The sequence below is a fragment of the Sanguibacter keddieii DSM 10542 genome, assembly GCF_000024925.1.
GTDB classification, from domain to species: domain Bacteria; phylum Actinomycetota; class Actinomycetes; order Actinomycetales; family Cellulomonadaceae; genus Sanguibacter; species Sanguibacter keddieii.
The window spans coordinates 3,973,771-3,998,886 of the sequence record NC_013521.1 but is presented as its reverse complement, the minus strand read 5'-3'; the positions used below and the strand labels follow the sequence as shown (position 1 = coordinate 3,998,886).

Annotated in this window: 22 protein-coding genes; 7 read left to right on the top strand and 15 right to left on the bottom strand. The window is 73.2% G+C overall.

Annotated features, from left to right (window positions below):
• Positions 1-5: 5 nt before the first annotated feature.
• The 7 genes from SKED_RS17570 to SKED_RS17540 form a co-directional block, all read right to left on the bottom strand.
• Complete coding sequence (locus SKED_RS17570; protein WP_012868531.1) at positions 6-1,394, bottom strand: D-arabinono-1,4-lactone oxidase; 1,389 nt, start codon at positions 1,392-1,394, stop codon at positions 6-8.
• A 62-nt stretch (positions 1,395-1,456) separates the two neighbouring features.
• Positions 1,457-2,545: a hypothetical protein gene (locus SKED_RS17565; RefSeq protein ID WP_012868530.1), complete on the bottom strand. Its 1,089-nt coding sequence runs from the start codon at positions 2,543-2,545 to the stop codon at positions 1,457-1,459.
• Positions 2,538-3,563 (bottom strand): vWA domain-containing protein, encoded by a 1,026-nt coding sequence (locus SKED_RS17560; RefSeq protein ID WP_012868529.1) that lies wholly within the window; start codon positions 3,561-3,563, stop codon positions 2,538-2,540. Before SKED_RS17560 ends, SKED_RS17565 begins: the two co-directional genes overlap by 8 nt.
• Positions 3,560-4,669, bottom strand: a complete 1,110-nt coding sequence (locus SKED_RS17555) for a vWA domain-containing protein (protein WP_012868528.1) — start codon at positions 4,667-4,669, stop codon at positions 3,560-3,562. Before SKED_RS17555 ends, SKED_RS17560 begins: the two co-directional genes overlap by 4 nt.
• Positions 4,663-5,145 carry a hypothetical protein gene (locus SKED_RS17550; protein ID WP_012868527.1) on the bottom strand — a complete coding sequence of 161 codons (483 nt, stop codon included), beginning with the start codon at positions 5,143-5,145 and terminating at the stop codon, positions 4,663-4,665. Before SKED_RS17550 ends, SKED_RS17555 begins: the two co-directional genes overlap by 7 nt.
• A complete protein-coding gene (locus SKED_RS17545; protein ID WP_012868526.1) occupies positions 5,132-6,031 on the bottom strand; it encodes a DUF58 domain-containing protein in 900 nt (299 codons plus the stop codon). Before SKED_RS17545 ends, SKED_RS17550 begins: the two co-directional genes overlap by 14 nt.
• Before the next feature lie 6 nt (positions 6,032-6,037).
• Entirely contained in the window at positions 6,038-7,036 is a 999-nt protein-coding gene (locus SKED_RS17540) for an AAA family ATPase (RefSeq protein WP_012868525.1), read from the bottom strand.
• 182 nt (positions 7,037-7,218) lie between these two features.
• Between SKED_RS17540 and SKED_RS17535 the strand changes: the two genes are divergently transcribed.
• On the top strand, positions 7,219-7,827 hold the full coding sequence (locus tag SKED_RS17535; protein WP_012868524.1) for a histidine phosphatase family protein: 609 nt from the start codon (positions 7,219-7,221) through the stop codon (positions 7,825-7,827).
• A 76-nt stretch (positions 7,828-7,903) separates the two neighbouring features.
• Complete coding sequence (locus SKED_RS17530; RefSeq protein ID WP_012868523.1) at positions 7,904-10,030, top strand: bifunctional copper resistance protein CopD/cytochrome c oxidase assembly protein; 2,127 nt, start codon at positions 7,904-7,906, stop codon at positions 10,028-10,030.
• A gap of 107 nt (positions 10,031-10,137) precedes the next feature.
• On the opposite strand, the gene SKED_RS17525 is transcribed toward SKED_RS17530, so the two are convergent.
• The gene (locus SKED_RS17525; protein ID WP_081448115.1) at positions 10,138-11,052 is read right to left on the bottom strand and encodes an aminoglycoside phosphotransferase family protein; all 915 of its coding nucleotides are present in this window, start codon (positions 11,050-11,052) and stop codon (positions 10,138-10,140) included.
• 85 nt (positions 11,053-11,137) lie between these two features.
• A complete protein-coding gene (locus SKED_RS17520) occupies positions 11,138-12,856 on the bottom strand; it encodes a sensor histidine kinase (protein ID WP_012868521.1) in 1,719 nt (572 codons plus the stop codon).
• Positions 12,857-12,975: 119 nt separating this feature from the next.
• Here SKED_RS17520 and SKED_RS17515 point away from each other — a divergent pair, with 119 nt between their 5' ends.
• Positions 12,976-15,069, top strand: coding sequence for a S9 family peptidase (locus tag SKED_RS17515; RefSeq protein ID WP_012868520.1), 2,094 nt, complete (start codon positions 12,976-12,978; stop codon positions 15,067-15,069).
• Positions 15,070-15,169: 100 nt separating this feature from the next.
• On the opposite strand, the gene SKED_RS17510 is transcribed toward SKED_RS17515, so the two are convergent.
• Positions 15,170-15,781 (bottom strand): GNAT family N-acetyltransferase, encoded by a 612-nt coding sequence (locus SKED_RS17510; protein ID WP_012868519.1) that lies wholly within the window; start codon positions 15,779-15,781, stop codon positions 15,170-15,172.
• Between the two features lie 60 nt (positions 15,782-15,841).
• A complete protein-coding gene (locus tag SKED_RS17505) occupies positions 15,842-16,591 on the bottom strand; it encodes an alpha/beta fold hydrolase (RefSeq protein WP_012868518.1) in 750 nt (249 codons plus the stop codon).
• Positions 16,592-16,674: 83 nt separating this feature from the next.
• On the opposite strand from SKED_RS17505, the gene SKED_RS17500 reads away from it, so the two are divergent.
• From SKED_RS17500 to SKED_RS17490, 3 genes are all read left to right on the top strand, one after another.
• The gene (locus tag SKED_RS17500; RefSeq protein WP_012868517.1) at positions 16,675-17,400 is read left to right on the top strand and encodes a helix-turn-helix transcriptional regulator; all 726 of its coding nucleotides are present in this window, start codon (positions 16,675-16,677) and stop codon (positions 17,398-17,400) included.
• Between the two features lie 64 nt (positions 17,401-17,464).
• On the top strand, positions 17,465-19,369 hold the full coding sequence (locus SKED_RS17495; RefSeq protein WP_012868516.1) for an NHL domain-containing thioredoxin family protein: 1,905 nt from the start codon (positions 17,465-17,467) through the stop codon (positions 19,367-19,369).
• A 12-nt stretch (positions 19,370-19,381) separates the two neighbouring features.
• Complete coding sequence (locus tag SKED_RS17490) at positions 19,382-20,044, top strand: HAD hydrolase-like protein (RefSeq protein WP_012868515.1); 663 nt, start codon at positions 19,382-19,384, stop codon at positions 20,042-20,044.
• Between the two features lie 92 nt (positions 20,045-20,136).
• Here the strand turns inward: SKED_RS17490 and SKED_RS17485 are convergent, their stop codons facing one another.
• The 4 genes from SKED_RS17485 to SKED_RS17470 form a co-directional block, all read right to left on the bottom strand.
• Positions 20,137-20,946 (bottom strand): phosphotransferase, encoded by an 810-nt coding sequence (locus tag SKED_RS17485; protein ID WP_012868514.1) that lies wholly within the window; start codon positions 20,944-20,946, stop codon positions 20,137-20,139.
• A 98-nt stretch (positions 20,947-21,044) separates the two neighbouring features.
• Positions 21,045-21,695 carry a biliverdin-producing heme oxygenase gene (locus SKED_RS17480; RefSeq protein ID WP_012868513.1) on the bottom strand — a complete coding sequence of 217 codons (651 nt, stop codon included), beginning with the start codon at positions 21,693-21,695 and terminating at the stop codon, positions 21,045-21,047.
• A 159-nt stretch (positions 21,696-21,854) separates the two neighbouring features.
• Positions 21,855-22,976, bottom strand: a complete 1,122-nt coding sequence (locus SKED_RS17475; RefSeq protein ID WP_012868512.1) for a GNAT family N-acetyltransferase — start codon at positions 22,974-22,976, stop codon at positions 21,855-21,857.
• A 138-nt stretch (positions 22,977-23,114) separates the two neighbouring features.
• Positions 23,115-23,717 (bottom strand): TetR/AcrR family transcriptional regulator, encoded by a 603-nt coding sequence (locus tag SKED_RS17470; protein ID WP_012868511.1) that lies wholly within the window; start codon positions 23,715-23,717, stop codon positions 23,115-23,117.
• Positions 23,718-23,965: 248 nt separating this feature from the next.
• On the opposite strand from SKED_RS17470, the gene SKED_RS17465 reads away from it, so the two are divergent.
• Positions 23,966-24,913, top strand: a complete 948-nt coding sequence (locus tag SKED_RS17465; protein ID WP_012868510.1) for a hypothetical protein — start codon at positions 23,966-23,968, stop codon at positions 24,911-24,913.
• The last annotated feature ends 203 nt before the right edge of the window (positions 24,914-25,116 follow it).

Sequence of the window (25,116 nt, the reverse complement as noted above, 5' to 3'; positions counted from 1 at the left end):
GACACCTAGCCCAGCACGCGGCGCAGGTAGTCGTTGCGGAACACACCCTGCGGGTCGAGCCTGGCCGCGAGCTCGCGGAACTCCGCGAGCCTCGGGTACAGCTCGGCGAGCCGCGCCTGGTCGGTGGTGAAGAGCTTGCCCCAGTGCGGGCGGGCGTCGAAGGGGGCGAGAGCCTCCTCGATCACCGGCAGCAGCGCCTCGACCTCGTCCTGGCGCTGCAGCCACGTGAAGTGGATGCCCACGGCGTCCTGCGCGCCGCTCGGGCTGAGCCAGAAGCCGTCGGCCGCCACGGTCCGGATCTCGGTGACCTGGAGCAGCGGGACGATGCGGTCGCGCAGCGCCCGGACCGCGGCGACCGCCGCGACGGCGTGCTGGCGGGGCACCAGGTACTCGCTCTGCAGCTCGTCGCCGTTGCTCGGCGTGAACGCCATGCGGAAGTGCGCGAGCCGCTCGTGCGCGGGACCCGCGACCCCCAGCTGCTCGGTGCAGCTCTCCGCGGAGATCCCGGGCAGCGGGTGCAGCGGCACGGGGGAGCGCCGGGCGCCGTGGAAGTCCTCGCCGAGGGCGAGCGCCCCGCCCGGGCGGGACTCGAGCTCGTCGACGCGGCTCTTGAGCCACACCTGGTCCATCGCGTCGTCGCGCCACCGCGTGAACACGCTCACCGAGTACGCCGCGCCGAGCACGGCGTCGACGTCACGCTCGAAGGACTCCCACGGGAGGTCGACGAACACGTCCTGACGGACCTCGAAGGTCGGCTCCACGGCGAGCGTCACCCGCGTCACGACGCCCAGCGCGCCGAGGTGCACCACGGCGGCGTCGAAGGGCACGGTGTGGTCAGACGGCGCGGTGATGTCAGAGGGCGCGGTGCTGGTGGACGGCCCGGTGCTGGCGGTGTCCCCGCGCCGGACCGTGAGCACCTCGCCGGTGCCGGTGACGATCTCGAGGGCGACGACGGCCCCGCCCAGCCCCTGGTTGGTCACGCCGGAGCCGTGGGTGGCGGTCGCGATCGCCCCGGCGACGCTGATGTGCGGCAAGGACGCGAGGTTCGGGACCGCGTAGCCGTGCTCGAAGAGCGCCGTTGCGAGGTCGCCGTAGCGGGCTCCGCCCGAGACCGTCACGGTCGTGGCGCCGGAGGCGTCGGTGTCGACCACCAGCGTGCTCGCGTCGACCGGCTCGAAGCGGTCGAGGCTCAGGTGCGTGCCGGTGGTGTCGGCGATGTCGTTGAAGCAGTGCCTCGAGCCGAGGGCCCGCACGGGCCCGCCCGAGGTGACGGCCTCCCGCACCTCCTCGAGGGTGGTCGGCCGGAGCAGGTCGACCGCCCGGTACTCGAGGTTGCCCGCCCAGTTGGAGCGGTCGGTCGTCTGCGTGCTCACGTCATCGGTCACGCTGACCATTGTGGCTCACCCGGGTGGGTGGGGCCACGAGGGGCAGGCGAAGGACGCTCTCGACTCACCACCTACCACTGCGGCGTCCCCGGGTCGTAGGGGGCGCCGTCGTCCGTGTAGTCCTCCGTCTGCTGGCGCTCGCGCTCGGCGTCCTCCGCGCGCTGCTCCAGCTGTTCCCGGCGTTCCTGCTCGGCAGGGTCCGGCGGGGGCTCGCCCTCCTCACCCTCGGGCGGAGGGTCGGCCTGGTCGTCCTCGCCGCCGCCGTCCTCGGGCGGGGGCGGGTCCTCGAGGGCCTCGCGCTTCTCCCGCGCCTCGGTCTCCCGGTCGACGTTGCGCTGCCGGGACTCGTCGTCGTCGGGGCAGCCGCCCTCGACCCGGACGCTGTTCGCGGTGCGGTACAGCTCCTCGGCCTCGAGGTACGTGGCGATCGCCTCGAGGCGGAACGGCTCGGGGTCGGGCGCGACCGACCCGTCGGTCGGACCGTCCGGGCCGAGCGCCGCGAGGGCCTCCTGCGCCGCGGTCATCTCCACGACGAGCGCGTCCGCGGCGAGGTGCGCCACCTCGGCGCGCATCTCGTGCGCGACCGACAGGTTGGCGCGCACCAGGCACGCCGGGAGCGCCCCGGCCTCCTCGGCGGAGAGCGACGACATGTCCTCGGGCAGCGCGGGCGCCGCCGCGAGGGCCTCGTCGAGCAGGCTGACGGCAGGGTCGAGCTCGCCCGCGGCGAGGACCGAGGTGCCCTCGTTGAAGAACACCTTCCACTGCTCGGCGACGTTCCACGTCTGCAGCCGGTGGTACCCGTCGGCGGCCTCGGCGTAGGACTGCGCGTCGAAGTCCTCGCTCGCCGCGTTCGCGACGACCGGCACCGAGAGGGCCTTCCCGACCACCACGAGGGCCAGCACCATGAGCGGCGACGACCACAGCAGCAGGTTGCGCCGGCGTCGCAGGCGGGCCTTGCGAGCCTGGACGCCGGCGTCGGAGGCCTCCCGGGCGGCGCGCTCGGCGGCCTGGTGGGCGAGGTGCGCGCGGCGGGTGCTGGTGGTGTCGGACGCCTCGGCAGCGGGGCCGCCAACGGCGCCCGGCGCGCCGGGCGTCCCCTGCGTCCCCTGCGCCCCTCGCCGCGAGTGCGTCGGCAGGTCGGGTCCGGTCCGGTCAGCCATGGGTCAGCCCCACCTTTCGTCCGATGCGGCGTCCGGCACCCCAGACCTCGAGGCCGAGCAGCCCCGTGAGCGCCACCGCGAAGGGCCACAGCAGCGGCTGGAAGGAGGTCACCGCGCGGCGCCCGTCGGTCGCGATGACGTCGGCGTCGATGCCGCCCGTGGCCTCGGTGGTCGGTCCGGGCGTCGTGCGGTGCAGGTACTCCACGCCGAGCTCGCCGGCGACGGCCTGCAGCTCGGCCTCGTCGATCCGTGAGATCGCGTCGGTCGTACCGCCGCCCGAGTAGTCGACGATGTAGTCGCCCTCCTCGATGTCGCCGCTCGGCGAGAAGTCGAGGGAGTGCATCCGCCCGCCCTCGTCGGTGCCGTACCCGAAGACGGCGCCGCCGTCGACGAGCGGTGCGAGGTCGGCGTACGACTGCCGGGTGCCCGAGGCGGTGTTCTCGCCGTCGCTGAGGAAGAACACGAGGCGCACGTTGGCCGGGCGCTGCTCGACGGAGCCCTGGAGGGCGCGCGTCAGCTCGTCGAGGGGTCGGTCGACGAGCGACCCGCGCGACCGGTAGGTCAGCTCGCGGTCGGCCGTCTCGGTCCACGCCCGTACGGCGCGGGTGTCGGTGGTGAGCGGCAGCTGGCGGGTGGCCTGGGAGTCGAAGGAGATGACCGAGTAGCGGGCACCCGGGATCTCCTCGACGACGCTGAGCACGTCGGCCTTGGCACCGTCGAGCCGCTTGGACTCTCCGTCGTAGTCCTCGGCGGCCATCGACCCGGTGCGGTCCACCACGAAGAACACGTCGACCGCGGCGGCGGCCGAGTCGGTCGAGGTGCGGGGGACGCTCGGGCCCAGGCCCATCACGCCGACCACGAGCACCAGGCCGAACCGCACCGACCAGGACGCCGCCTGGGCGCGACCGGTCGAGGAGCCGGCGCGCAGGCCGCGGACCGCCAGGACGGCGGTGACCACGAGCAGGGGGAGGACCACGAGGACGAGGACGGCCACGGGAAGGACCGGGTGCAGGCTCATTCGCGCAACCTCCACTGGACGAGGACGAGCAGGCCGACGCCGACGAGCGCCACCCAGACCCACGGCCCGGCCTTGTCGGCCTGGCTGATCTCGGGGGCGGCGTCGAGGTCGACGGCCTGCTGGGACTGGACGTCCTCGACCATCGCCTCGACGGCCCGCGGGTCGTCGCTGAAGAAGTACATGCCCCCGGCACCCTCGAGCGCGTCGCCGTACTCGCGGGCGCGCGGGCTGTCGGCGTCCTCGCCGGGCACCGCGCCGTAGAGGCCGTTGACGGTGACGTCCCGCGAGGAGGCGAGGTCGACGGCCTCCTGGAGCGTGTAGATCGGGGTGCCGAGCAGGTCGTTGTCGGTCGCGAGGACGATCGATCGGGACCGCTCGGAGTCCTCCCGGTCGAACATCAGCGAGCAGCTGGCGAGCCCGTCGCCGATGAGCGAGGAGCCCTCGGAGCTGCCGAGGGTGCCGGCGGTCAGCCGCAGGTACCGGTCGACCAGCTCCATGTCGTCGGACTCCAGCAGCCGCGGGTCGAGGGCGGCCTTGGCCTCCTCGAGCTGCTCGCGGACCAGCGTGTAGTCGTCCGTCAGCGGGAACACCGTCCGGGAGGTCGAGTTGAAGATCGACAGGGCGATGCGCTCGCCCTCGAAGCTGTCGACCAGCTCGGAGAACACGTCGACGATCTGCTGGTCGTACTCGATCATCGAGCCCGACACGTCGAGGCACAGCACGATGTCACGCGTCGCGAGCTTCCCCTGGCTCGTCGTGACGTCGACCGGCCGTGCGGCGAGGAACCCGGCCGCGACCGCGACGAGCGCGATGGTCGCGACCCCGGCCCACTGGAGCGCCCGGTACCGCCGCACCCACGCAGCCATCTGCGGGATGTGCTCGACGTAGTCGGAATTGGCGACCCACACGGCCTCCTCGTCCTTGACGGGGTGCGGCCGGTGCACGAGGTACCAGGCGATCGCCCCGACGACGGCGACGACGCCGAGCACGAGCGGCACGGCCCACGGCCACACGATCGACGACGTGACCGTCTCGGCGGCCAGGTGCGTGGTCGCCTCGGTGACGTGCGCGGTCGCTCCGGTGAGGTGCGTGTCGGCGTTCACCATGTGCTGATCACCGTCCGGGCTCCCTCGACGCTCTCGACGCCGGTGACCGTCGTGGCCTCGGAGAACGCGGGCTGGTAGTAGTACGCGATGAGGTTGGCGAGGTTGCCGGCCCCGGTGAGGCCCTCGATGTCGGTGAGGGTCATGACGGTCGTGTCGATGCCGCGGCGTCGACCGGCGAAGCCGCGCACGATGCCGCTGAGCCGCAGGTGCAGCTCGCGGACGTCGATCTCCTGGGCGTGGAACGCCCGGCTCGCCTCGTCGACCTGCCCCAGGTACAGGGCGCGCAGGTCGCGGAAGGGGTCGGTGCCGGGCGAGAACGTCACCTCGGGCTCCTTTCCCGTCGGGGCGACGGGGCGGTGGCGGGTCAGCACGAGGACGACCACCAGCCAGGCGGCGAGCAGCGCGATGACCAGGACACCGGTGATCGCCCACCACGGGCTGAAGGCCTGGGGCCCCACGAGGTCATCGATCGGCACGCTTCTGCCTCCCCAGCAGGTCGACGAGCTGGACGACCGCGTGGTCGGAGCCCGTGGCGGTCATCCCGTGGATCTGCTGGCGGCGCAGCAGGTCGGCGACCATCTGACGACGCGCGCGGACCACCTGCTCGCCGGACCGCTGCAGGCCGCGGCGGCGCTGCAGGAACGCGGGCAGCTCGAGGTCGGCGTCGACGTCGCGCACCGGCTTGGAGGTCGCCCCGGCGGTGAGGGTCAGCGCGGAGGCGTCGGCGACGGCCAGGACCATCACCTCGTGGCGCACGCGCAGCTGGCGGAGCAGCTGCTCGTGACCGGGCTCAGGGCGTGCCTCGTCGGTGATGATCATCATGAGCGAGCGCCGCGTGAAGGCGTTCATCGCCCGCTCCAGCGGACGGTTGAGGTCGCTCGGCGGGGCGTCGATGTCGTAGGCCCCGGCCAGCACGTGCAGCATGAGCTCGAGCTCCTGCGTGCTCGACCGCGGGGGACGCTGCAGCAGGCGCTCGGAGTCGCCGGCCACCAGGGCGACCCTGTCCCCGCGGTCCCGGGCGAGGTAGGCGACGAGCGAGGCCATGAACACGGCGACCTCGGACTTCTCCTCGCCGCCCGCGGCGAGCGCGGCCATGTTGCGGCCGGTGTCGGCGACGATCACGAGGTTGAGGTTGGACTGCCGGGCGAACCGGCGGATCACGGGGATGCCGGCCCGCGCGCTCGACTTCCAGTCGATGTCGCCCACGTCGTCGCCGGGCGTGTAGAGCGACAGGTCGTCGAAGTCCTGGCCGTGCCCCTTGAGGATCGACCGGTGGCGTCCCTCGAGCAGCCCCGACGCACGGCGTGCGAGGGGCAGGTCGAGCCTCGCCCTGACCTGCGCGAGCCGTGAGGTGGAGTCCATGACGGCCTACGGTGTGGGGACGGCGTCGAAGATCGCGTCGATGAGCTGCTCGGGCTGCACGTTGTTGGCGAGCGCGTCGAAGGTGCGGACCAGGCGGTGGCGCAGCACGGCGTGCCGGGTGGCCTTGACGTCGTCCGGGACCACGAAGCTCCGGCCGGCCTGGACCGCGAGGGCCTGGGCGACGCGCATGAGCGCGATGCTGCCGCGAGGGCTCGCCCCGACGCGCACGTGCGCCGAGAGCCCGGGCACCGGGCGCGGCCCGCCGCAGCGGCTCGTGTTGACCACGTCGACGATGTACCGCTTGATCGACGCGTCCACGTAGACGTCGTCGACGAGGCCCTGGAGGAACCGCACGTCGTCGAGGGACACGGGCTCGGCGGTGATCGGCGCGCTCTGGCGGCCGGAGGCGACGCGCTCGAGGATCTCGACCTCGTGGTTGGCCGCCGGGTAGGTGAGGACCTCCTTGACCAGGAACCGGTCCATCTGCGCCTCGGGGAGGACGTAGGTGCCCTCCTCCTCGATGGGGTTCTGGGTCGCGAGCACCATGAAGGGGTCGGGGAGGCGGTACTCGACGCCGCCGATCGACGTCTGGCGCTCCTGCATGGCCTCGAGCATCGCGGACTGCGTCTTGGCGCTCGACCGGTTGATCTCGTCGAGCAGCACGAGGTTCGCGTGGACCGGGCCGAGCTGCGTGGTGAAGGAACCCTCGCCGTAGTTGTAGATCTGGGTGCCGACGATGTCGTTGGGCATGAGGTCGGGCGTGCACTGGATGCGGTGGAAGCTGCCGCCCACGGCCGCTGCCAGCGTCTCGGCGGCGGTCGTCTTGGCCAGCCCGGGCACCGACTCGAGGAGGATGTGGCCGCCGGTGATGAGCGTGCTCACCAGCGCGGTCCGCAGCGACTCCTGCCCCACGACCCGTTGGTCGAAGACCGTCGCGACCCGTCGCAGGAGCGTCGAGGCCGTGTCGAGGTCAGCGGGCGTGATGCCGCCTTCGCCTGCACTCATGTGGGGTAGCGCCTTTCGTCGGGGAGCGGCCTCCAGTATGCCAGCGGGGTTCTCCCGCGACAGGTCAGGGGCATGGGTCGGGGTACCCGTGGAGCGGTGCCCATGGGTGGGGGGGGCACGCCGGCCCGACCGGCATCGTCGACGGACGGCGTGGTCGACGACCCGTGAGGCAGACTGGCTCGATGAGGCTCCTCCTGATCCGGCACGGCGAGACGTCAGACAACGTGGACCGCATCATCGGGTCCCGTCTTCCCGGTCCCGCGCTGACCAGGACCGGGCGGGAGCAGGCCGACGGGCTCGCTGCCCGCCTGGCCCACGTACCCGCGGTGGTCCACTCCTCCCAGGCCCGGAGGGCCGTCGAGACCGCAGAGACGGTCGCCGCAACCCTCGGTGTGCCGCACGTCCAGGTCGAGGGCCTGCACGAGATCGACGCGGGCGACCTCGAGGGCCGCCCCTTCGCCGACGCCCTCGAGGGCTACGCCGGGACCATGCAGGGCTGGTGGACCGACCCGGACGCACGGATCCCCGGCGGGGAGAGCGGCAGCGAGTTCATCGCCCGGTTCGACCGGGCCCTCACCACCGTCGTCGACGGTGCACCCGACGACGCGGTCGTCGCCGTCGTCTCCCACGAGGCGGCGATCTCCGTCTGGGCCGCGAACGTCGCGACAAACCTCGACGCCGAGTTCAGCCGGACCCACGGCATCGCCAACACCGGGGTGGTCGAGCTCGAGGGATCCCCCCAGGACGGGTGGGTCGTCACCTCGTGGGACGGGCACCCCGTCGCGCCCTGAGGGTGGTGAGCCCCGCGGACACCCTGCGCGACGCACCCCGTCCACCGCTCCCAGCCTGCCGAACTACCCTGGATCCGTGACAGCAGGCCAGCAGGACCGCACCCGGGCGTCGCGCCCCTCCACGCCGCGACCGACCTCCGCGCGCGGTGCGCGCACCCCCGAAGCACCCGTCCCGGCGGCCCCCAGGTCGCTGACCTGGTCTCTCCCGCTCGCGGTGCTGGTCGCGCTCGTCGCGCTCGCGGTCGGCGGGGTGTTCTCCGCGGCCTTCGCCTCGCAGCTCCTGCAGGACCCGGGCACCGCGGTGCGGTGGGGCCTGCCGCTCACCACAGTCCTCACCGAGCTGTCCCTCGCGGTGACGCTCGGCTCGCTCATGCTCGCGGTGTTCGTGGTCCGACCCGGGCGCGCCCTCGACACGGCGCTCAGCACCGCGGGGGCCGCCGCGGGCGTGTGGGCGGTCTGCGCCCTCGCGCGGGTCGTCCTGACCGGGGCCAACACTGTCGGCCTGACGCTCACCGCTGACGGGTTCGGCGAGCAGCTCGGCGTGTACCTCACCCAGATCCCGTCCGGCCGGGCGCTCCTCGCCATCGCCGTGATCGTCGCGGTGGTGGCCGTCCTCGCTCTCCTCGTCGCGACGCCGACCGGCGCCGCCTGGACCCTCGTCCTGGCCCTCGTCCCGCTCGTCATCCAGTCGCTCATGGGGCACGCGTCGGGCTCGACCAGCCACGAGCTCGCGGTGTCCTCGATGTTCATGCACCTCGTCGGCGCGGGCGTGTGGATCGGCATGCTCGCGTCGATCGCGCTGCTGCGCGTGCGCCGAGCCCTCGACGGCGAGGCGCTCGCCGTGACCGTCTCCCGGTTCTCGCCCGTCGCGTCGTGGTGCTTCGTGCTCGTGGCGCTCTCCGGCCTCGTCAACGCCGTGGTCCGGCTCGGCGGGTGGTCCGGCCTCAGCACCGACTACGGCGTGCTGATCCTCACCAAGACCGCGCTGTTCGTCGTCCTCGGCGGCTTCGGCTGGGCGCACCGGCAGTGGGTCGTCGGGAGGCTCGGCGCGGTGACCGCCGTCGGTGCCACCGCCACGAAGGCCGCCCGGGCCGGCGGCGCCGCCCCGGCCGCCCCGAAGACCACCGCGCTGTTCTGGAGGCTCGCCTCCGCCGAGCTCCTCGTCATGGGCGCCGTGAGCGGCGTGGCCGTCGCACTCGGCGGCACCAACCCGCCCGACGACAACGCGCCTCCCTCAGCCCCCAGCCCCGCGTACCTCATCACCGGGCACGAGCTCCCGCCCGAGCCGACCTTCGCGCGCTGGTTCACCGAGTGGCGCTGGGACGTGCTGCTCGGCTTCGCGTGCGCCGCCGGCCTCGTCGTCTACCTGCGCTGGGCGCTGCGGCTGCGCCGCCGCGGCGACTCGTGGTCGGTCTTCCGGACGCTCTCGTGGGTCGTCGGCATGGTCGTCATGTTCTGGGTGACCAACGGCGGGCCCGTGGTCTACGGCGCCGTGCTGTTCAGCGCCCACATGCTCCAGCACATGATCCTCGCGATGGTCGTGCCCATCTTCCTCGTGTGCGCTGCGCCCATGACCCTCGCGCTCCGCGCCCTCCCGCCCCGCAAGGACGGCAGCCGCGGGCCGCGCGAGTGGCTGCTGGTGATCATCCACTCGCACTACGGACGGTTCTTCGCGCACCCGATCGTGGCCGCGCTGAACTTCGCCGGGTCGATGGTGATCTTCTACTACACGCCCGCCTTCGAGTACGCGCTGAGCACCCACATCGGGCACATCCTCATGACCGTGCACTTCACGATGGCCGGCTACTTCTTCGCCAACGCCCTCATCGGCATCGACCCCGGCCCGTCCCGGCCGCCGCACGCGCAGCGCCTCCTGCTGCTGCTCGCGACCATGGCCTTCCACGCGTTCTTCGGCGTCACGCTCATGAGCGGCGAGATCCTCATGGTCCCCGAGTGGTTCGGCCTCATGGGTCGGCCGTGGGGCGACACCGCGCTCGCCGACCAGCAGACCGGGGGCGGCATCGCCTGGGGGGTGGGGGAGATCCCCACGGTGCTGCTCGCGGTGTTCGTCGCGCTCTCGTGGTCGCGCGACGACGCGCGCGTGGCCAAGCGGCGCGACCGCAAGGTCGACCGCGACGGCGACGTCGAGATGGACGAGTACAACCAGATGCTCTCGAGGCTCGCCGACCGCGACGGGCGCTGAGGGCGGGCTGAGCGGGAGGAGCGGGCAGGTCGCGCGCACCGCGTCGTCCACGCCGCTCGCGCCGCGGCGTCGCCCGCACCGCGCTCGCCGCGCTCTCGCAGCCCCGCTCACATCGCGCGGAGCAGGTCCTCCGCGGTGCGACCCACCTGGATCGTCACGGCTCGCGCCGCCCGACCGGCGTCGGTCGACTCGCCGTGCCACGTCGCGGACAGCCCCGTCCAGGCGACCACCCACTGCAGCATGCGCACCCGGTCGATACCGGTGGCCTCGCTGATCGCCACCACCTGGCGCGACAGCCGACCCGGTGCGGTCGCGACGGCCGTGCTCGGGTTGCACAGGATGTTGGCGAGGTCGAAGCCACGCTCCCCGACGAGCGACTTGGGGTCGATCGCGCGCCACTGCGCGCCCTGGACGGTGCCGAAGTCGAGCACGTTGCCGTGGTGCAGGTCGCCGTGCAGCACGGTCTCGTCCCACGGGTCGGCCAGGAGCCCGCGGGCCACGACGGCGCTGCGGTGCACGAAGCCGCGGCGCTCGCCCTCGAGCGCGAGGAGGTCGCGGAACCAGGTGGTCAGCGGGGTCAGGTGCTCCGGGCGCTGCGTCTCGACGTCGTCGACCGCGTGCAGGGTGCGGGCCACGTCGCACAGCACCTGCGTCGCGCGGACGTCCTCCCGGACCCACCCGGGCGACCCCACGTCGGTCCCCGCGAGCACCGTGAGGGACCGCGGGCCGGTCGCCCGCTCGAGCAGCACCGCCGAGTCGTCGTGCTCGAGGACCCGGGCGGCCCCGCGACCGTCCCACCACGCCATGAGCTGACCGCCGACCCGCTCCTCGTCGACCCGGGCGACCTTGAGCAGCGCCAGGTCGGGCCCGCGCCGCACCGGGAGCAGCACGCTCGTCGCGGTCTCGGTGAGCGGCCCGTCGGGCTCGAGCCCCCAGCGCTCGAGGTGCCGCTGCAGGTGCTCCGTGACGAGGTGCTCGTCGGGCGGCACGGACGGGTGCTCGGCGGGCAGGGATGACGGCATCGTCACAACATAACGGCGGGGTGCGTGACCGGCACCCGCAGCGGGTGAGGCAGAGGTCCCCATCCCGGGGCGGCGGCTCCGGCGCTCAGCGTGCTTGCTGCGGGTGCGGCGCGGCGAGCGGGAGCCGGACCTCGAAGGTGCTGCCGCTGCCGAGGGTCGAGTCGACGACGATCGAACCGCCGTGCCCCTCGACGATCGCCTTGCAGATCACCAGCCCGAGGCCGACCCCGGGGATCGCCGCGCGCCGAGCCGACTCGGCACGGAAGAACTTCGCGAACAGCGAGCGCACGTCGCTCTCGCTCATGCCGATCCCGGTGTCCCGCACCCGCAGCGACGTGTGGTCGCTGTGGGCCGTGACGTCGACCTCGACCGTCCCACCGCTCGGGGTGTACTTCAGGGCGTTCGAGAACAGGTTGTCCAGCACCTGCGCGATCCGCGCCTGGTCGAGCATCTGCACGGGGGTGGGACGGACGTCGACCCGCAGCTGCACACCACGGCCGAGGGCCCGCTCGATGACGCCGTCGAGCGACTGCTGGGTGATCTCGTCGAGCCGGCCCGCCGACATGCGCAGCGACAGGGTGCCCGAGGCGTGCTGGGCGGTGGTGAGCAGGTCGGAGACGAGCGCGAGCAGGCGCGAGGCGTTCCGGGCGACGACCTCGAGCTGCCCGTGGACCTCGTCGGTGAGCTCGAACTCGCTGTCCTCGTACCCCTCCTCGATGAGCTCGAGGTACCCGATGATCGAGGTCAGAGGGGTGCGCAGCTCGTGCGAGACGGTCGACACGAAGTCGTCCTTGACCTGCATCGCGGCGACCAGGTCGGTGATGTCCGTGTAGGCGACGACCGCGCCCCACAGGGCCCCGGACCCGTCATGGATGGCCTGGGAGGTCGCCAGGAGCGCGCGCTGCGTGGCGCGCTCGTGCCCGAACCACAGGAGGGCGCTGCGGACCAGCTCGCCGTTGCGGGCGAGCGTCGACGGCAGCTGGTCGGGGCGCAGCAGCGTTGTGCGATCGGCGTCGTACACCGCCCACGGGTCGCCGTCTCGCTCGGGGCGCGCGAGGTCGATGAGCTCTTGCTGCCGGCGGTTGGTCACCAGCTCGACGCCCTCGGCGTCGACCACGAGCACCCCGGTGTCGATGGTGTTGAGGACGGTCTCGAGGAGCAGGGACGTCGTCTGGCTCGACCTGAGCGTCTCGGTGAGCCGGGTGCGCTCCTGCGCGAGGAGGTCGTCCTGGCGGTACCGGTACTCGGTGAGCAGCGCCGCGACCCCGGCGATCGCCCCGACGATGAAGGGCAGCAGGAAGGCGTGCAGCCAGAAGCTCAGGTCGAACGGTGCGCCGTGCACGAGGTCGGGGACCACGACGACCGCCAGGCTCGCGAGCACGGCGGCCACGACGCCGGGCCACAGCCGCTCGAAGGCGAGCCACAGCGCGGGGAACAGCACGAGCAGGCCGAGGACGCTGTACTGCAGGCCGGTGCCGTACGACAGCAGCGCGACGGCGAGGAAGTCGGCGCCCGTGATGAGCGCGAGCCCCAGCGTCGTGTCGGGCAGCCACGAGAAGAACGCGCAGGCGCTCGCCACGGCGACCACCAGGAGCCCGGCGAGGAAGGTCCTGCTGAGGAAGAGGTCGCGGTCGAGGGTGAGGACCAGCAGCGCGACGACCGCCGTCGCCGCGGCGAATCCCGACTGGTACGCGGCGGTGGTGCGGTCTCGGTCGTAGCCGACCGCGGTGTCCAGTCGTGTCGCGATGCCTGACAGGCGTGGTCGAGCGTCACCCTGCGCGTCGTCGTGCGTGCCACCCGCCACTCTGCCCCCCGGTTGGGTCTCGTCCTCGGAGTGTAGGGCCAACCAGGCTGGTCGGCGCGGTGTGACCTGGGCGACTTTCTCGTCCTCGTCGGACAGGGGTGTCGTGATAGGAACGACGGGTGACCACACCAGACGCTCACCAGCCCCCCGACCGTCCCGCGCCGTTCACGGACCTCGACCAGTACGTCGCGCTGCCGCGCGTGGGAGGCCTCGCGCTGTCTCACGACGGCACCCGTCTCGTCACGTCCGTGTCGACGCTGTCGACCGACAGCACCGCGTACACGACCGCGCTCTGGGAGGTCGACCCGCGCGGCGAGCAGCCCGCCCGGCGCCTCACCCGCTCCGCCAAGGGCGAGGGCGGCGCGACCTTCACGCCCGACGGCGACGTGCTCTTCACCTCGGGTCGTCCCGACCCGCAGTCCTCGGACGACGAGGCCACGAGCGCCCTCTGGCTGCTGCCCGCGTCCGGGGGAGAAGCCCGCGTCGTCTCCTCCCGCGCCGGTGGGGTCGGCGCCCCGCTGACCGCGCGCACGTCGTCGACCGTCGTGCTCACCGGGGGCGTCCTGCCCACCGCCCGCGACGAGGAGCACGACGCCGAGCTGCGAGGTGCCCGGAAGAAGAAGAAGGTCTCCGCGATCCTGCACACCGGGTACCCGGTGCGGCACTGGGACCACGACCTCGGGCCCTCCGACCCGCACCTCTTCGCGGCGGACCTCGGCGAGCTCGTCACCGGTGCCGGTGCGACCGACCCTCGCCTGACGCTCCGCGACCTCACGCGTGACGTGAAGACCGCGCTGCGCGAGACCTCGGGCGTGCTCTCGCCCGACGGCACGACCGTCGTCACGACCATCAACGTGCCCGAGGCCCGCGGCGCCGAGCGCACCGTCCTCGCCGCGGTCGACGTCGCGACCGGCACCCGCCGCACCCTCGTCGACGACGGCGCCTCCGAGGCGCACGGCCCGCAGGTCTCGCCCGACAACCAGACCGTGGCCTTCGTCCAGCAGAGCCGCAGCTCCGGCCACGAGGCCCCGCGGGTCACCCTCGCGCTCGTCGACCTCGCCGGCGGCGACGTCCGCCCCCTCGCGACCGGCTGGGACCGCTGGCCGAGCTCGATCACCTGGCTGCCCGACGGCTCCGGCCTGCTCGTCACGGCCGACTCCGACGGCCGCGGCCCGGTGTTCCACGTGACCCTCGACGGGACCGTCACGCAGGTCACCGCCGACGACGCGACCTTCACCGACGTGCAGGTCTCCCCGGACGGCACGACCGTCTACGCCCTGCGCGTCAGCTACCTCGAGCCCTCGACGCCCGTGTCGGTCGACCTCGCGGCGGCGCTGTCGTCCGGTGCGCCTGTCGCCTCGGTGACGCTCCAGGGTCCGACGACGGCACCCGAGCTGCCCGGCACGCTCACCGAGGTCGAGACGACCGCCGAGGACGGCTCGCGCGTCCGCGCGTTCCTCGCCCTCCCCGAGGGCGCCGGACCCGACGCCCCCGCGCCCCTCGTGCTGTGGATCCACGGCGGGCCGCTCAACTCGTGGAACGCGTGGAGCTGGCGCTGGAACCCCTGGATCCTCGTCGCCCAGGGGTACGCCGTCTTGCTCCCTGACCCCGCGCTGTCGACGGGCTACGGCCAGGACTTCATCCAGCGCGGCTGGGGTGCCTGGGGCGCCGCGCCGTACACCGACCTCATGGCGATCACCGACGCCACCGAGGCGCGCGACGACATCGACGAGACCCGCACCGCCGCCATGGGCGGGTCCTTCGGCGGGTACATGGCCAACTGGGTCGCCGGGCACACCGACAGGTTCCAGGCGATCGTCACCCACGCCAGCCTCTGGGCCCTCGACCAGTTCGGCCCCACCACCGACCACTCCTTCTACTGGGAGCGCGAGATGACCGAGGAGATGGCGCGGGAGAACTCCCCGCACCTCTCGGTCGACAAGATCGTCACCCCGATGCTCGTCATCCACGGCGACAAGGACTACCGCGTGCCGATCGGCGAGGGCCTGCGCCTCTGGTACGAGCTCCTCGCCAAGTCCGGGCTCCCCGCCGACGAGAACGGCGAGTCGCAGCACCAGTTCCTCTACTACCCCGACGAGAACCACTGGGTGCTCACGCCCCAGAACGCCATCGTCTGGTACGAGGTGGTGCTCGCGTTCCTCGCCGACAAGGTCCTCGGCGAGACGCGAGAGCTGCCGTCGACGCTGGGGTGAGACCCCCGCTGACCTGATGCTGTGCAGATGACCCCGTCGCTCACCCGAGCGGCGGGGTCGTCTGGGGCGTGGGGCGTGGGGCTGCGCAGCGCTGAGCGCCTCAGCAGGCGCGGAGCATCGACCACACCGTCGGGGCGGGAGCCGGGAGCTCGACGACGGTGGTCACGGCGAAGCCCAGCCGCTCGTAGAAGTGGACGTTGCGCTCGTCGCTCGTCTCGAGCGTGCACGAGGCGGCGAGCTCTTCGAGGTGCGCGAGGCCTGCGTCGACGACGGCTGACCCCAGCCCAGCCCTGCGGTGGTCGGGGTGGACCCCGACGGTCGCGAGCGTCCACGCCTCGGCGCAGACGGCGCGGGTGTCGTCGGGGACGACCTCGGCGGTGCGGGCCTCCACCGCGGCGGACGCCACCGCCTGACGCTCCCAGCCCTGCGGCCCCTGCAGCGCGACGATGCGCTCGCGCACCGCCTCGGGCAGGTCGGGGAGCGTCGGCGGGAGGAACGCCGCGACCGCGGTCACCTCGTCGTCGACCCACACGGTCCCGTGCGGCAGGGCCACGTGCTCGACCCAGAGCTGCTGGAGCTCGGCGACACGGGCCTCGTGGTCGTCCTCGGAGACGGTCCAGCGCGTCCAGGCGTAGTCGCTGAACGCCGCTCCGAGCGTGCTGGCTATTCGGGGGAGGTCGTCGCGCGTGGCGCGTCTGGCCGGAGAGTTCACCGGACCACCGTACGCGAGGGGTCGGTGGGCCGGAACCCGCGGTCCCGGCCCACCGACCTGTCACGCCTGTGCCGCCCGCACGATCTCCTCGGCGAGGTCGGCGGGCCGCGAGAACATCGGCCAGTGGCCCGTGGGGAGGTCGACGTAGGTCGCGTCGAGGCTGCCGAGCTCGGTGTGCAGCGGCGGGCCGGGGTGGGCCATCTGGCGGAGCACCTCGGACGGCAGGCTGGTGCAGATGACGGTGACGGGGACGTCGAGCCGGGCCTGGTCGCCGAGCCGCACAGCACCACGGGCCACGGCGGCGGGGTGGGGGACCGCCCGGTCTCGGAACCTCGCGAGACCGGCCTCGTCGACGCCCTCGAGGCTCGAGCCCTGCGCGGCGAGGTCCTCCCACGAGGGCAGCGGGATCTCCACGGCCTCCGCCGGGACGTCGGGGAACAGGGCTGCACCGTCGACCAGCGGGCCCGAGTCGACGTAGACCACCCGCCGGACGCGTCCGGGATCACGGTCCAGCGCCTCGTGCACGACGGCACCCCCGCCGGAGTGGCCGACGAGGACGACGTCGCCCTCGAGCGGTGCCACGACGTCGAGCACCGCGCGGACGTGGTCGTCGCGCGTGACGCCGCTGCGGTCCTCGGCGACGTCGCCCAGTCCGGGCAGCGTGACGGCGTGCGGGACGAGGCCGGCGGCCCCGAGGTGGGGGACGACGTCGTCCCACGCCCACGCGCCGAGCCAGAAGCCGGGGACGAGGACGACGTGCAGGGGCAGGGGCTCGAGGTCGTGGGTCAGGTCGTGTGTCGATGTGCTCATGGGACCAGCCTCCACCCCCGTCGGTGACACCTGTCTGTCACCATGGTGAAGATCAGGTGTCCCGGGACGAGAAGAGGTGCGCGGTGGACAAGACCGAGCGCCTCTACGCCGTCGCCGAGGAGCTGCGCCGCGCCGGCGCCGCGGGGACCACGGGCGCGCGCCTCGCCCGGCTGCTCGAGGTGAGCGTCCGGACCGTCAAGCGCGACGTCTCGGCGCTCCAGCAGGCGGGGCTGTCGATCTGGGCGCAGGCGGGCCCGGGTGGCGGGTACGTGCTCGACGCCTCGGCTTCGCTCCCACCCCTGAACTTCACGCCGCAGCAGGCGGTCGCGGTCGCCGTGGCCCTCGCGTCGCTCCCGGCCGGGAGCCCCTTCGCGGTCGACGCCGCGACCGCGCAGCGCAAGGTCTGGGACGCCCTCGGGCCGACCTCGCAGGAGCGCGCCGCGGAGCTCGCCTCGCGGGTGTGGGTGGCGCACGGTGCGGGCGACCAGGCGGCCGAGGTCCCGGCCGCGGGGGATGCGGCACGGCAGCAGACCCTCCGGGCGGTCGAGCAGTCGATCGCCCGGTCCACGGTCCTCGCGATCCGGTACCGCGACTCCGCCGGCGCGGAGTCCGCCCGTCGGGTAGAGCCCGTGATCCTGGCCCACACCGGCACCGCCTGGTACCTCGTCGCGTGGTGCCAGACCCGCCAGGCTGTCCGCTGGTTCCGGCTCGACCGCGTCGAGCGAGCCGACCTCACCGCGGAGACGTTCTCCCCGCACCCGGTCGCCGAGGCAGGCGAACCACCCGTGGGCGCAGCGCCCGTCGGCTGAGCCGTGACGCCCGTCGGCTGAGCACCCGCCGCCCTGCCGCGTGCCCTGAGGCAGAATCGTCGGCGTGACTGCGAACACCCAGCCCTCAGCCCGCCTGCCCCGCGTCCGCGCCTCCGAGCTCGTCGGGCGCGGCTGGCTCAACACGGGCGGCGTCGACGTCACCCTCGCCGACCTGCGCGGGAAGATCGTGGTCCTCGACTTCTGGACCTTCTGCTGCGTCAACTGCCTGCACGTCCTCGACGAGCTGCGCGAGCTCGAGGAGGCGCACCGCGACGAGGTCGTCATCGTCGGTGTGCACTCGCCCAAGTTCGTCCACGAGGCCGACCCGGTCGCGCTCGCGGCCGCCGTCGACCGCTACGAGGTGCGCCACCCCGTCCTCGACGACCCTGACCTCGTCACCTGGTCCGCGTACACGGCCCGCGCCTGGCCGACCCTCGTGGTCGTCGACCCCGAGGGCTACGTCGTCGCGCACATGGCGGGCGAGGGGCACGCGTCCACCCTCGAGATCCTCGTGCGCGAGCTCGTCGAGGAGCACTCCGCGAAGGGCACGCTGCACCGCGGCTCGGGTCCCTACGTGCCCGCCGAGCCCACCCCCGGGACCCTGCGCTTCCCCGCGGCCGTGATCGCGCTCGAGTCCGGGAACCTGCTGGTCGCCGACGCGGGGCACCACAGCCTCGCCGAGCTCGCCGCGGACGGCGAGACGCTCGTCCGGCGCATCGGCTCCGGCGAGCGCGGGCTGTCCGACGGCGGGCGGCAGGATGCGACCTTCAGCGAGCCGAACGGCCTCTGCCTGGTGCCCGCCACGCTCCGCGACCAGCTCGGCTACGACGTCCTCGTGGCCGACACTGTGAACCACGCGCTGCGCGGCGTGCGGCTCTCGGACGGGCACGTGACCACGGTCGCCGGGACCGGCGACCAGCTCATGGTCGGCGGGGCCGAGAACGTGGTCCCCGAGACCACAGCCCCCGACGCGACCCCCGCCCTGCGGCACCGGCTCACCTCGCCGTGGGACGTCGTGTGGTCCGAGCGCCTCGGTGCGTTCCTCGTCGCCATGGCCGGCAACCACTCGCTGTGGACCTTCGACCCGGTCGCCGGGGTCGTCGAGCAGGTCGGCGGCACGCAGAACGAGGGCCTGCTCGACGGGCCGCTCGCGCAGGCGTGGTTCGCGCAGCCCTCCGGGCTGTCCGTCGGCCCCGACGGCTCCGTGTGGCTCGCGGACGCGGAGACCTCCGCGCTGCGCCGCGTCGACGTCGCCGACGACGGCTCCGCGACCATCACCTCGCTCGTCGGGCAGGGGCTCTTCGACTTCGGTCACCGTGACGGTGCAGCCGCCCAGGCGCTGCTGCAGCACCCGCTCGGCGTCGCCGCGCTGCCCGACGGCTCCGTCGTCGTCACCGACACCTACAACGGCGCGCTGCGCCGCTACGACCCGGCCACCGACGAGGTGACCACGCTGGTCGGCGGCCTCGCCGAGCCGAGCGACGCGCTCGTCCAGGTCGACGGCGATGAGGTCCACGTGCTCGTCGTCGAGTCGACCGCCCACCGCATCACCCGCGTCGCCCTCCCGGCGACGCTCGCCGGCGAGGTCCTCGACTCCGGTGCGCACCGCACGCAGCGCCCCGTCACCGACGTGCCGCCCGGCGAGCTGCGCCTCGACGTGGTCTTCACCCCCGCCACGGGGCAGAAGTACGACGACCGCTTCGGCCCGTCGACCCAGCTCACCGTCTCGTCGACCCCGCCCGAGCTGCTGCTCGAGGGCGCCGGGCGCGACCTCCCGCTGGTGCGCACGCTGCGCATCAACCCCGAGGTCGCCGAGGGCGTCCTGCACGTGACCGCGCAGGCCGCCAGCTGCGACGCGGACCCGGCCGTCGAGTTCCCCGCCTGCCACCTCGCCCAGCAGGACTGGGGTGTGCCCGTCCGGGTGGTCGCCGGCCAGCCGGACGTGCTCACGCTGCCGCTGCGCGGCTGAGAGGATCGACGCATGCGCTACGACCTCGCCCTCGTCGACCTCGACGGCACCCTGACCGACTCGGCCCCCGGGATCATCGCGTCCATCGAGCACGCGTACGACGCCCTCGACATCCCGCGGCCCTCGGAGGAGGCGCTCGCCCGGTTCGTCGGTCCGCCGATCGAGGAGAGCGTCGTGCGCCACGGCGTGCCGCACGAGCGCGTCCCCGAGCTCATCACCGCCTACAGGTCAGCGTTCACGCGGGGCGGGATGTTCGACAACAGCGTCTACGACGGGATCGTCGACGCCCTCACCGACCTGCGCGCAGCGGGCCTGCGGCTCTGCGTCGCCACGTCCAAGCCGGAGCTCTTCGCCCGGCAGATCGTCGAGCACTTCGGCCTCGACGGGTTCTTCGAGGCGGTGTGCGGGGCCAGCATGGACGGGTCACGCAGCACCAAGGCCGACGTCGTCGCGCACGCGCTCGAGACCATGGCCGCCACCGAGGACGGGCTGCCCGACGCCGACCGCATCGTCATGGTCGGCGACCGCGAGCACGACGTCCTCGGTGCCCGTGCGCACGGCATCCCGACGATCAGCGTGACCTGGGGCTACGCGCCCGCCGGTGAGATCGACGAGGCGGCCCCGCTCGCCGTCGTCGAGACCCCGGACGAGCTGGTGAAGGTGCTGCTGGGCTGAGTGGAGCGCGGCCCGCAGCTCGGCTGGGTGCCTCTCACCCGGGTGCGGCTCGTCGCTCGCCGGTCAGGCGAGCGGGGCTCGCGGCCCGCTTGTCACCTGAGCGCCGCTCGCAGCTCTCCGCGGTGGCGGTGCACGTAGTCGGACATCGACTCCCAGCGCTCGGCGTGGCCCGCGGCGTGGAGCGAGGCCCACGGCTCCTCACCGGTCCGCGCGCCGTCGACCAGGAGCTCGTAGACGGTGCGCGTGTGGTCGGCTGTCGCCTGGACCAGCTCGGGGCGCTGGCTCGCGGTGAGCCCGTACCCGTCGACGAGGGAGCGCAGCCGTGCGCCGTCGTCGTGCGGGTCGCCCCCGGGCTGGAGCGGCAAGAACGCCTGGCCGACCGACGCGAGCTCGTCGACGCGCCCGCCCGGACCGGCGCCGTCCCAGTCGAGCAGCACCCAGCGCTCGCCGTCCCGGACCAGGTTCCACGGCGAGATGTCGTGGTGGCACACGATCTCTGACCGCGAGGAAGAGACCGCCGATGCCGACGTCCCAGGCGTCGCCGCGGGGGCGGGGATGGTGACCTGCCACTGGACCCCGGGCGGCGGCTCGAAGGACTCGGCGGCGTCGTGGAAGTCGCGGACCAGCTCGCCGAGCCGGGTGAGGTCGGCGTGGTCGAAGGGCCCGTCCTCGTCGGCCGTGGTCCCCGGGACGTACTCGAGGACGTGGCGCTCCTGCTCGTCGACGCCGAAGGACCGTGGCGCTCCCACGAAGCCGACGTTGGTCAGGTGGGTGAGGAGCGCGTGCACCCCGTAGGTCGCCCGGGTGGCCGGCTTGCGGACGGTCAGCCCGAGGACGGGGTCGGAGACGAACTCGACGCGGCGGGAGCGGCGCCTCGATCGCGTCCGCCCCGGTGTCTGCATGGCTCCAGTCTGCCATTCTCGGGCCTCTCGGCGCAGGTGCGGGGCACGTGTCGTGGACGAGCGTCCACGGGCGCAGCCCCCGCGTGTGGTCAGGGGCGTCAGCAGTGCTGTGCGCCGAGCTCCCCGAAGAGGTCCTGGTTGAGCCGGAACGCCGCCTTGGCCTCGACGACGGCCTCGGCGAGCTCGTCCTCGGAGAACTCCAGGGTGTCGAGGCGCTCGCGGTAGACGTCCTTGAAGGGCTTGGACTTGGGGATCTCCTCGAAGGAGTAGAACGTGATGCCCTCGGGTCCGAGGCCGTAGTGGCGCTCGAGCATCCGCTTGATGATCTGGCCGCCGGAGAGGTCACCGAGGTACCGGGTGTAGGCGTGCGCGGCGTAGCGGGGGAGCGAGGTGCTGCTGGCGTGCAGCGTGGCGACGTAGCGCTCGGTCGCGGGCAGGGCCCGGACGCTGCTCTGCCAGTCGGGCCCGACGAGGTGCTCGAGGTCGCGGACGATCGACGGGGTGCGCGTCAGCTCGGAGAAGATCAGCGAGCCGCCCTGGGGGAGCACGCGGACGTCGTCGGCGATGGCCTCGAGGGCCGAGTAGACGAAGTACTGCTGCGAGGCGAGGGACACGTACGCGTCGGTCCCGAGGTCGCCGGACATGAGGCGGCTGATGAACCCGGAGCTCTCGGCGCTCTCGTGCTCCTCCCGGGTGCCCTCGCGGAGCCGGCTGGACAGGGTGGGGCGGGCGGTGGCGAGAGTCGTCACGGGTCCTCCTCGGTGGGGTGCGCTGACCGGTCGACGACGACCAGCAGGTCGAGGTGACGCGTTGTCAGGAACGGTACCGCATGGAGGTTAGGCTTGCCTACCCTCTTCCTGAACGTCTTGCCTGGCGGGCTGTTCTCACCCGCTCGCAGGTCCCGCCGCTCAGCCGAGCTTCTTCTGCCACAGTGCGACGACGCCCACCGGCTCGAAGCCGAGCGCCTCGTTGATCGACAGCGTGTGCCGGTTCTCCTCCGCGTTCCAGGTGTGCAGGCGCTCTGCGCCGGGGCGCAGCGTCCGGAGCTCGACGAGGTTCTGCGCCTTGACGAGCATCCCGAGGCGGTGGCCGCGGTGTGCCGGGGCGACGAGCGTGTTCTCCTGGAAGGCGGCCGCCGGGGCGTCTGCGGGCAGGACGATCTCGCTGTACGCGACGAGCTCACCGCTCGGACGGTGCCGGACGGCGGTCACCAGCGACCGACGGCCTGCGTCGAGGCTCGCCTGCTCACGCTGACGGACCTCCTCGACGCTGTAGACGTGCTCCACCAGGTCCAGCCCGGCGACCGGGATCGCCGTCGTCATGAGGGTGGACAGCGACGCCAGCTGCTCGACGTGCTCCTCGGGGCAGCGGTCGAGCCAGGTGACGAGCTCGTAGTCCTCGCCCGCCGCGGCGCGGGACTCGGCGAGGAAGGTGTCGACCCGCGAAGGGTCGACGTCCTGGAGCCGCAGGCAGCTGAAGCGGTCGCCCTGCTCGAGCGAGTAGTCGAGCCCCCGGGCGAAGGCCACGCCAGGGGCGTCGCCCGCGATCCGACCGGCGCCGGTCGGCGGTGTCACGACGTCCTGGGCGTCTGCGGGAGGCTCGCCCAGGTGGTCGGTCTCGAAGATCACCGTGGTCCGGCCTCGCTCCGCCGCGACCTCCTCGACACCACGGACGAGGGCTGTGCCGACCCCTGACCGCAGCACCTGCGGGTGGACCGTGATCCCCGCCTGGACGAGGTGGCTGTTGCCCTCGCGCTCCATCCACAGGAAGGCGACGCCGACCACGTCGTCGGGTGACGGCCCTCCTGCGCCCGGTGGGCGCGTGGCGACGAGGGCGACCTTCTCGGTGTGCGTCTGGTTGCGCATGACCGTCAGGCGCGTCCGCGCCGGGGAGTACAGGTCCGCGTGCCCCCAGGTGCTCTCCTCGGAGAGGCGCTCCAGGTGGGCGACGCCGTGCAGCGCCCAGGCCTCGGGCGAGTCGACGGAGTCGGGGAGGACGAGCGGGGTGACGGTCCAGGCGGCTGCGGTCATGGCGGCCATGCTGCTCGCCGACGATCGCGCAGGTCAACGGATTAACGCCGGGCCGGGGCGCTGGTGCGAGGGTCTGCGGAGCCGAGCGTCAGTGCTGTGCGGCCCCAGGGCGGGCCGTCGGTCCTGGCGCTGTCGCGCTCAGGCGTGCGCGGGCTCCACGCCGACCGCCCGCAGCACGAAGGACTCCGTCGCGAGGATCGCGCGGTCCCGTGCCGGCTGCTCCTCGGGGATCTGGCGGCCGGACAGGCAGGCGTTGATGAGGGCGACCGTCGTCGAGATGTCCTGCTCGGGGAAGTCGCCGCGGGCGATCCCGGCCACGAGGATCTCGCGGAGGATGTCCTCGACCACCACGGCGTGCTCGCGCAGGCGCTGCTGCGTGCCGCGCGACAGGACGGTGCGCAGGTCCGGGCCCGGTGCCACGTGGAACACGCGCTTGAGCCGTGCGTGCGCCTGGACATAGGTGCGCAGGCGCAGCACCGGCGCCTCGACGTCCTGGAGCGAGCGCCGCAGGGTCTCGACGTAGCGCTCGGTCTCGAAGGTGATGAAGCCCATGAGGAGGGCTTCCTTGTCCGAGAAGTGGTTGTAGACGGCGGTGCGCCCGACGCCGGCTGCTGCGGCGATGTCGGCGAAGGAGATCGCGTCGAAGCCGCGCTCTGACATGAGGGTGGACAGTGCCGTGAAGAGTCTCTGGCGAGTCTGCTCGCGGTGCTCGTGGAGTGACCCACCGATGATCTTCGGCATTGTGACAGCATCTCACGGAGTGTCAGAACATGCACATCGGCGGGATCCTGCAGGTCGGAGGCGGGCCGAGGGCGGATGGAGGGCACGTCGAGAGCGGCCTGTGCCGGTCCAGCGCGGTGCGGCGCGGTGCAGCGAGAGGCGGAGAGGTGCAGGGCGGGGCAGTGCGGGGAGGTGCGGGGAGGTGCGACGTTCGCCAGCCGTTGCACGCCCGAAACCTCCCGGCATTCTGCGCACCGTACCGTCCGGGTATGACAGCCCTCCTCGACAGGCTCGGTTCGGACGGCCGCACCGGCGCCCGGGTCCTCGCGGTGCCGGCCCACGTCGACGTCGTGACGCTCGCCCGGGCCTGGTTCCCCGACGCCGCGTGGGAGGTCGAGCCCGTCAGCCACGCCACGGCCGCCTCCAGGATCCTCCCGCTGCGCGGAGCCCGGTTCCGGGGCATGAGCGCCCAGCCCGAGGCCGTTCCCGGTGTCCTGCGGCTCACCCCCGGTCAGGTGCTCACCGGTCCGCACCCGCTCACCGCCGAGGACACCGTCACCTACGCGCTCCCACCCCGGCACGTCGACGCCTTCGTCCTGCGGGACACGCAGGACGAGCACCCGGGGGACCTGGCCGAGCACCCGGGGGGTCCGGTCGGCACCGACCCGAGCCCTCAGGACCGGGACCGGGTGCGCGCGTGGCTCGTCGCCGCAGCGCGCCGCGCCCACGGGGCGGTCCTCGACCACGGCGCCGGCCCGGCCGTCGTGCCGGACGCCGCACGGTCCGTCGACCGCACGCTCTTCAGCGCGCACCCGCTCGCCCCGCACCACGCCCTCGCGATCGTGCGGACCGTCATGGTCCAGGCGGTCGTGACCGCATCGCCCGTCGCCGCGGAGGGGGCTGCCCCGGGCTGGACGATCGCGACGGAGACCCCGTACGACGGGACGGTCGAGGTGGTGCTCGCCCGCGTCGCCGCGCTGCCGCCGGCAGTGCAGCTGCTGCCGTGGCGTGAGTCCGGGCCCTACGCCTACAGCGTGCGCTGGGTCTCCGGCAGCCCCGAGGACCAGGGCTCGGAGCACCCGTCGTCGCTCCACCTCGTCGCGCGAGGCCGGATCGCCCCGCTCGTCGCGCGGGTCGCGGCCGCGCTCGAGCAGGCGGTCGAGGGGACGCTCCTCGACGAGGACGGGTTCGTGGTCGAGGGCGGTCTGACGACCTGAGGCGCGCCATGGCGCAGACGTGCTGCCACGGGTGCGCGGAACCGTCCCGGGAGGACGCAGGAACCACATCTGCACGGCTTTGTCCACAGCCGGTGGACGACGGGTTCCCGCTGGCCTGGGAGTTATCCACAGATTCGGTCCACAGGGTTGTGGGTCGGGCGGGGATTGCGGTGCACAGGCTGTGGACAACCATGTGGGCAACG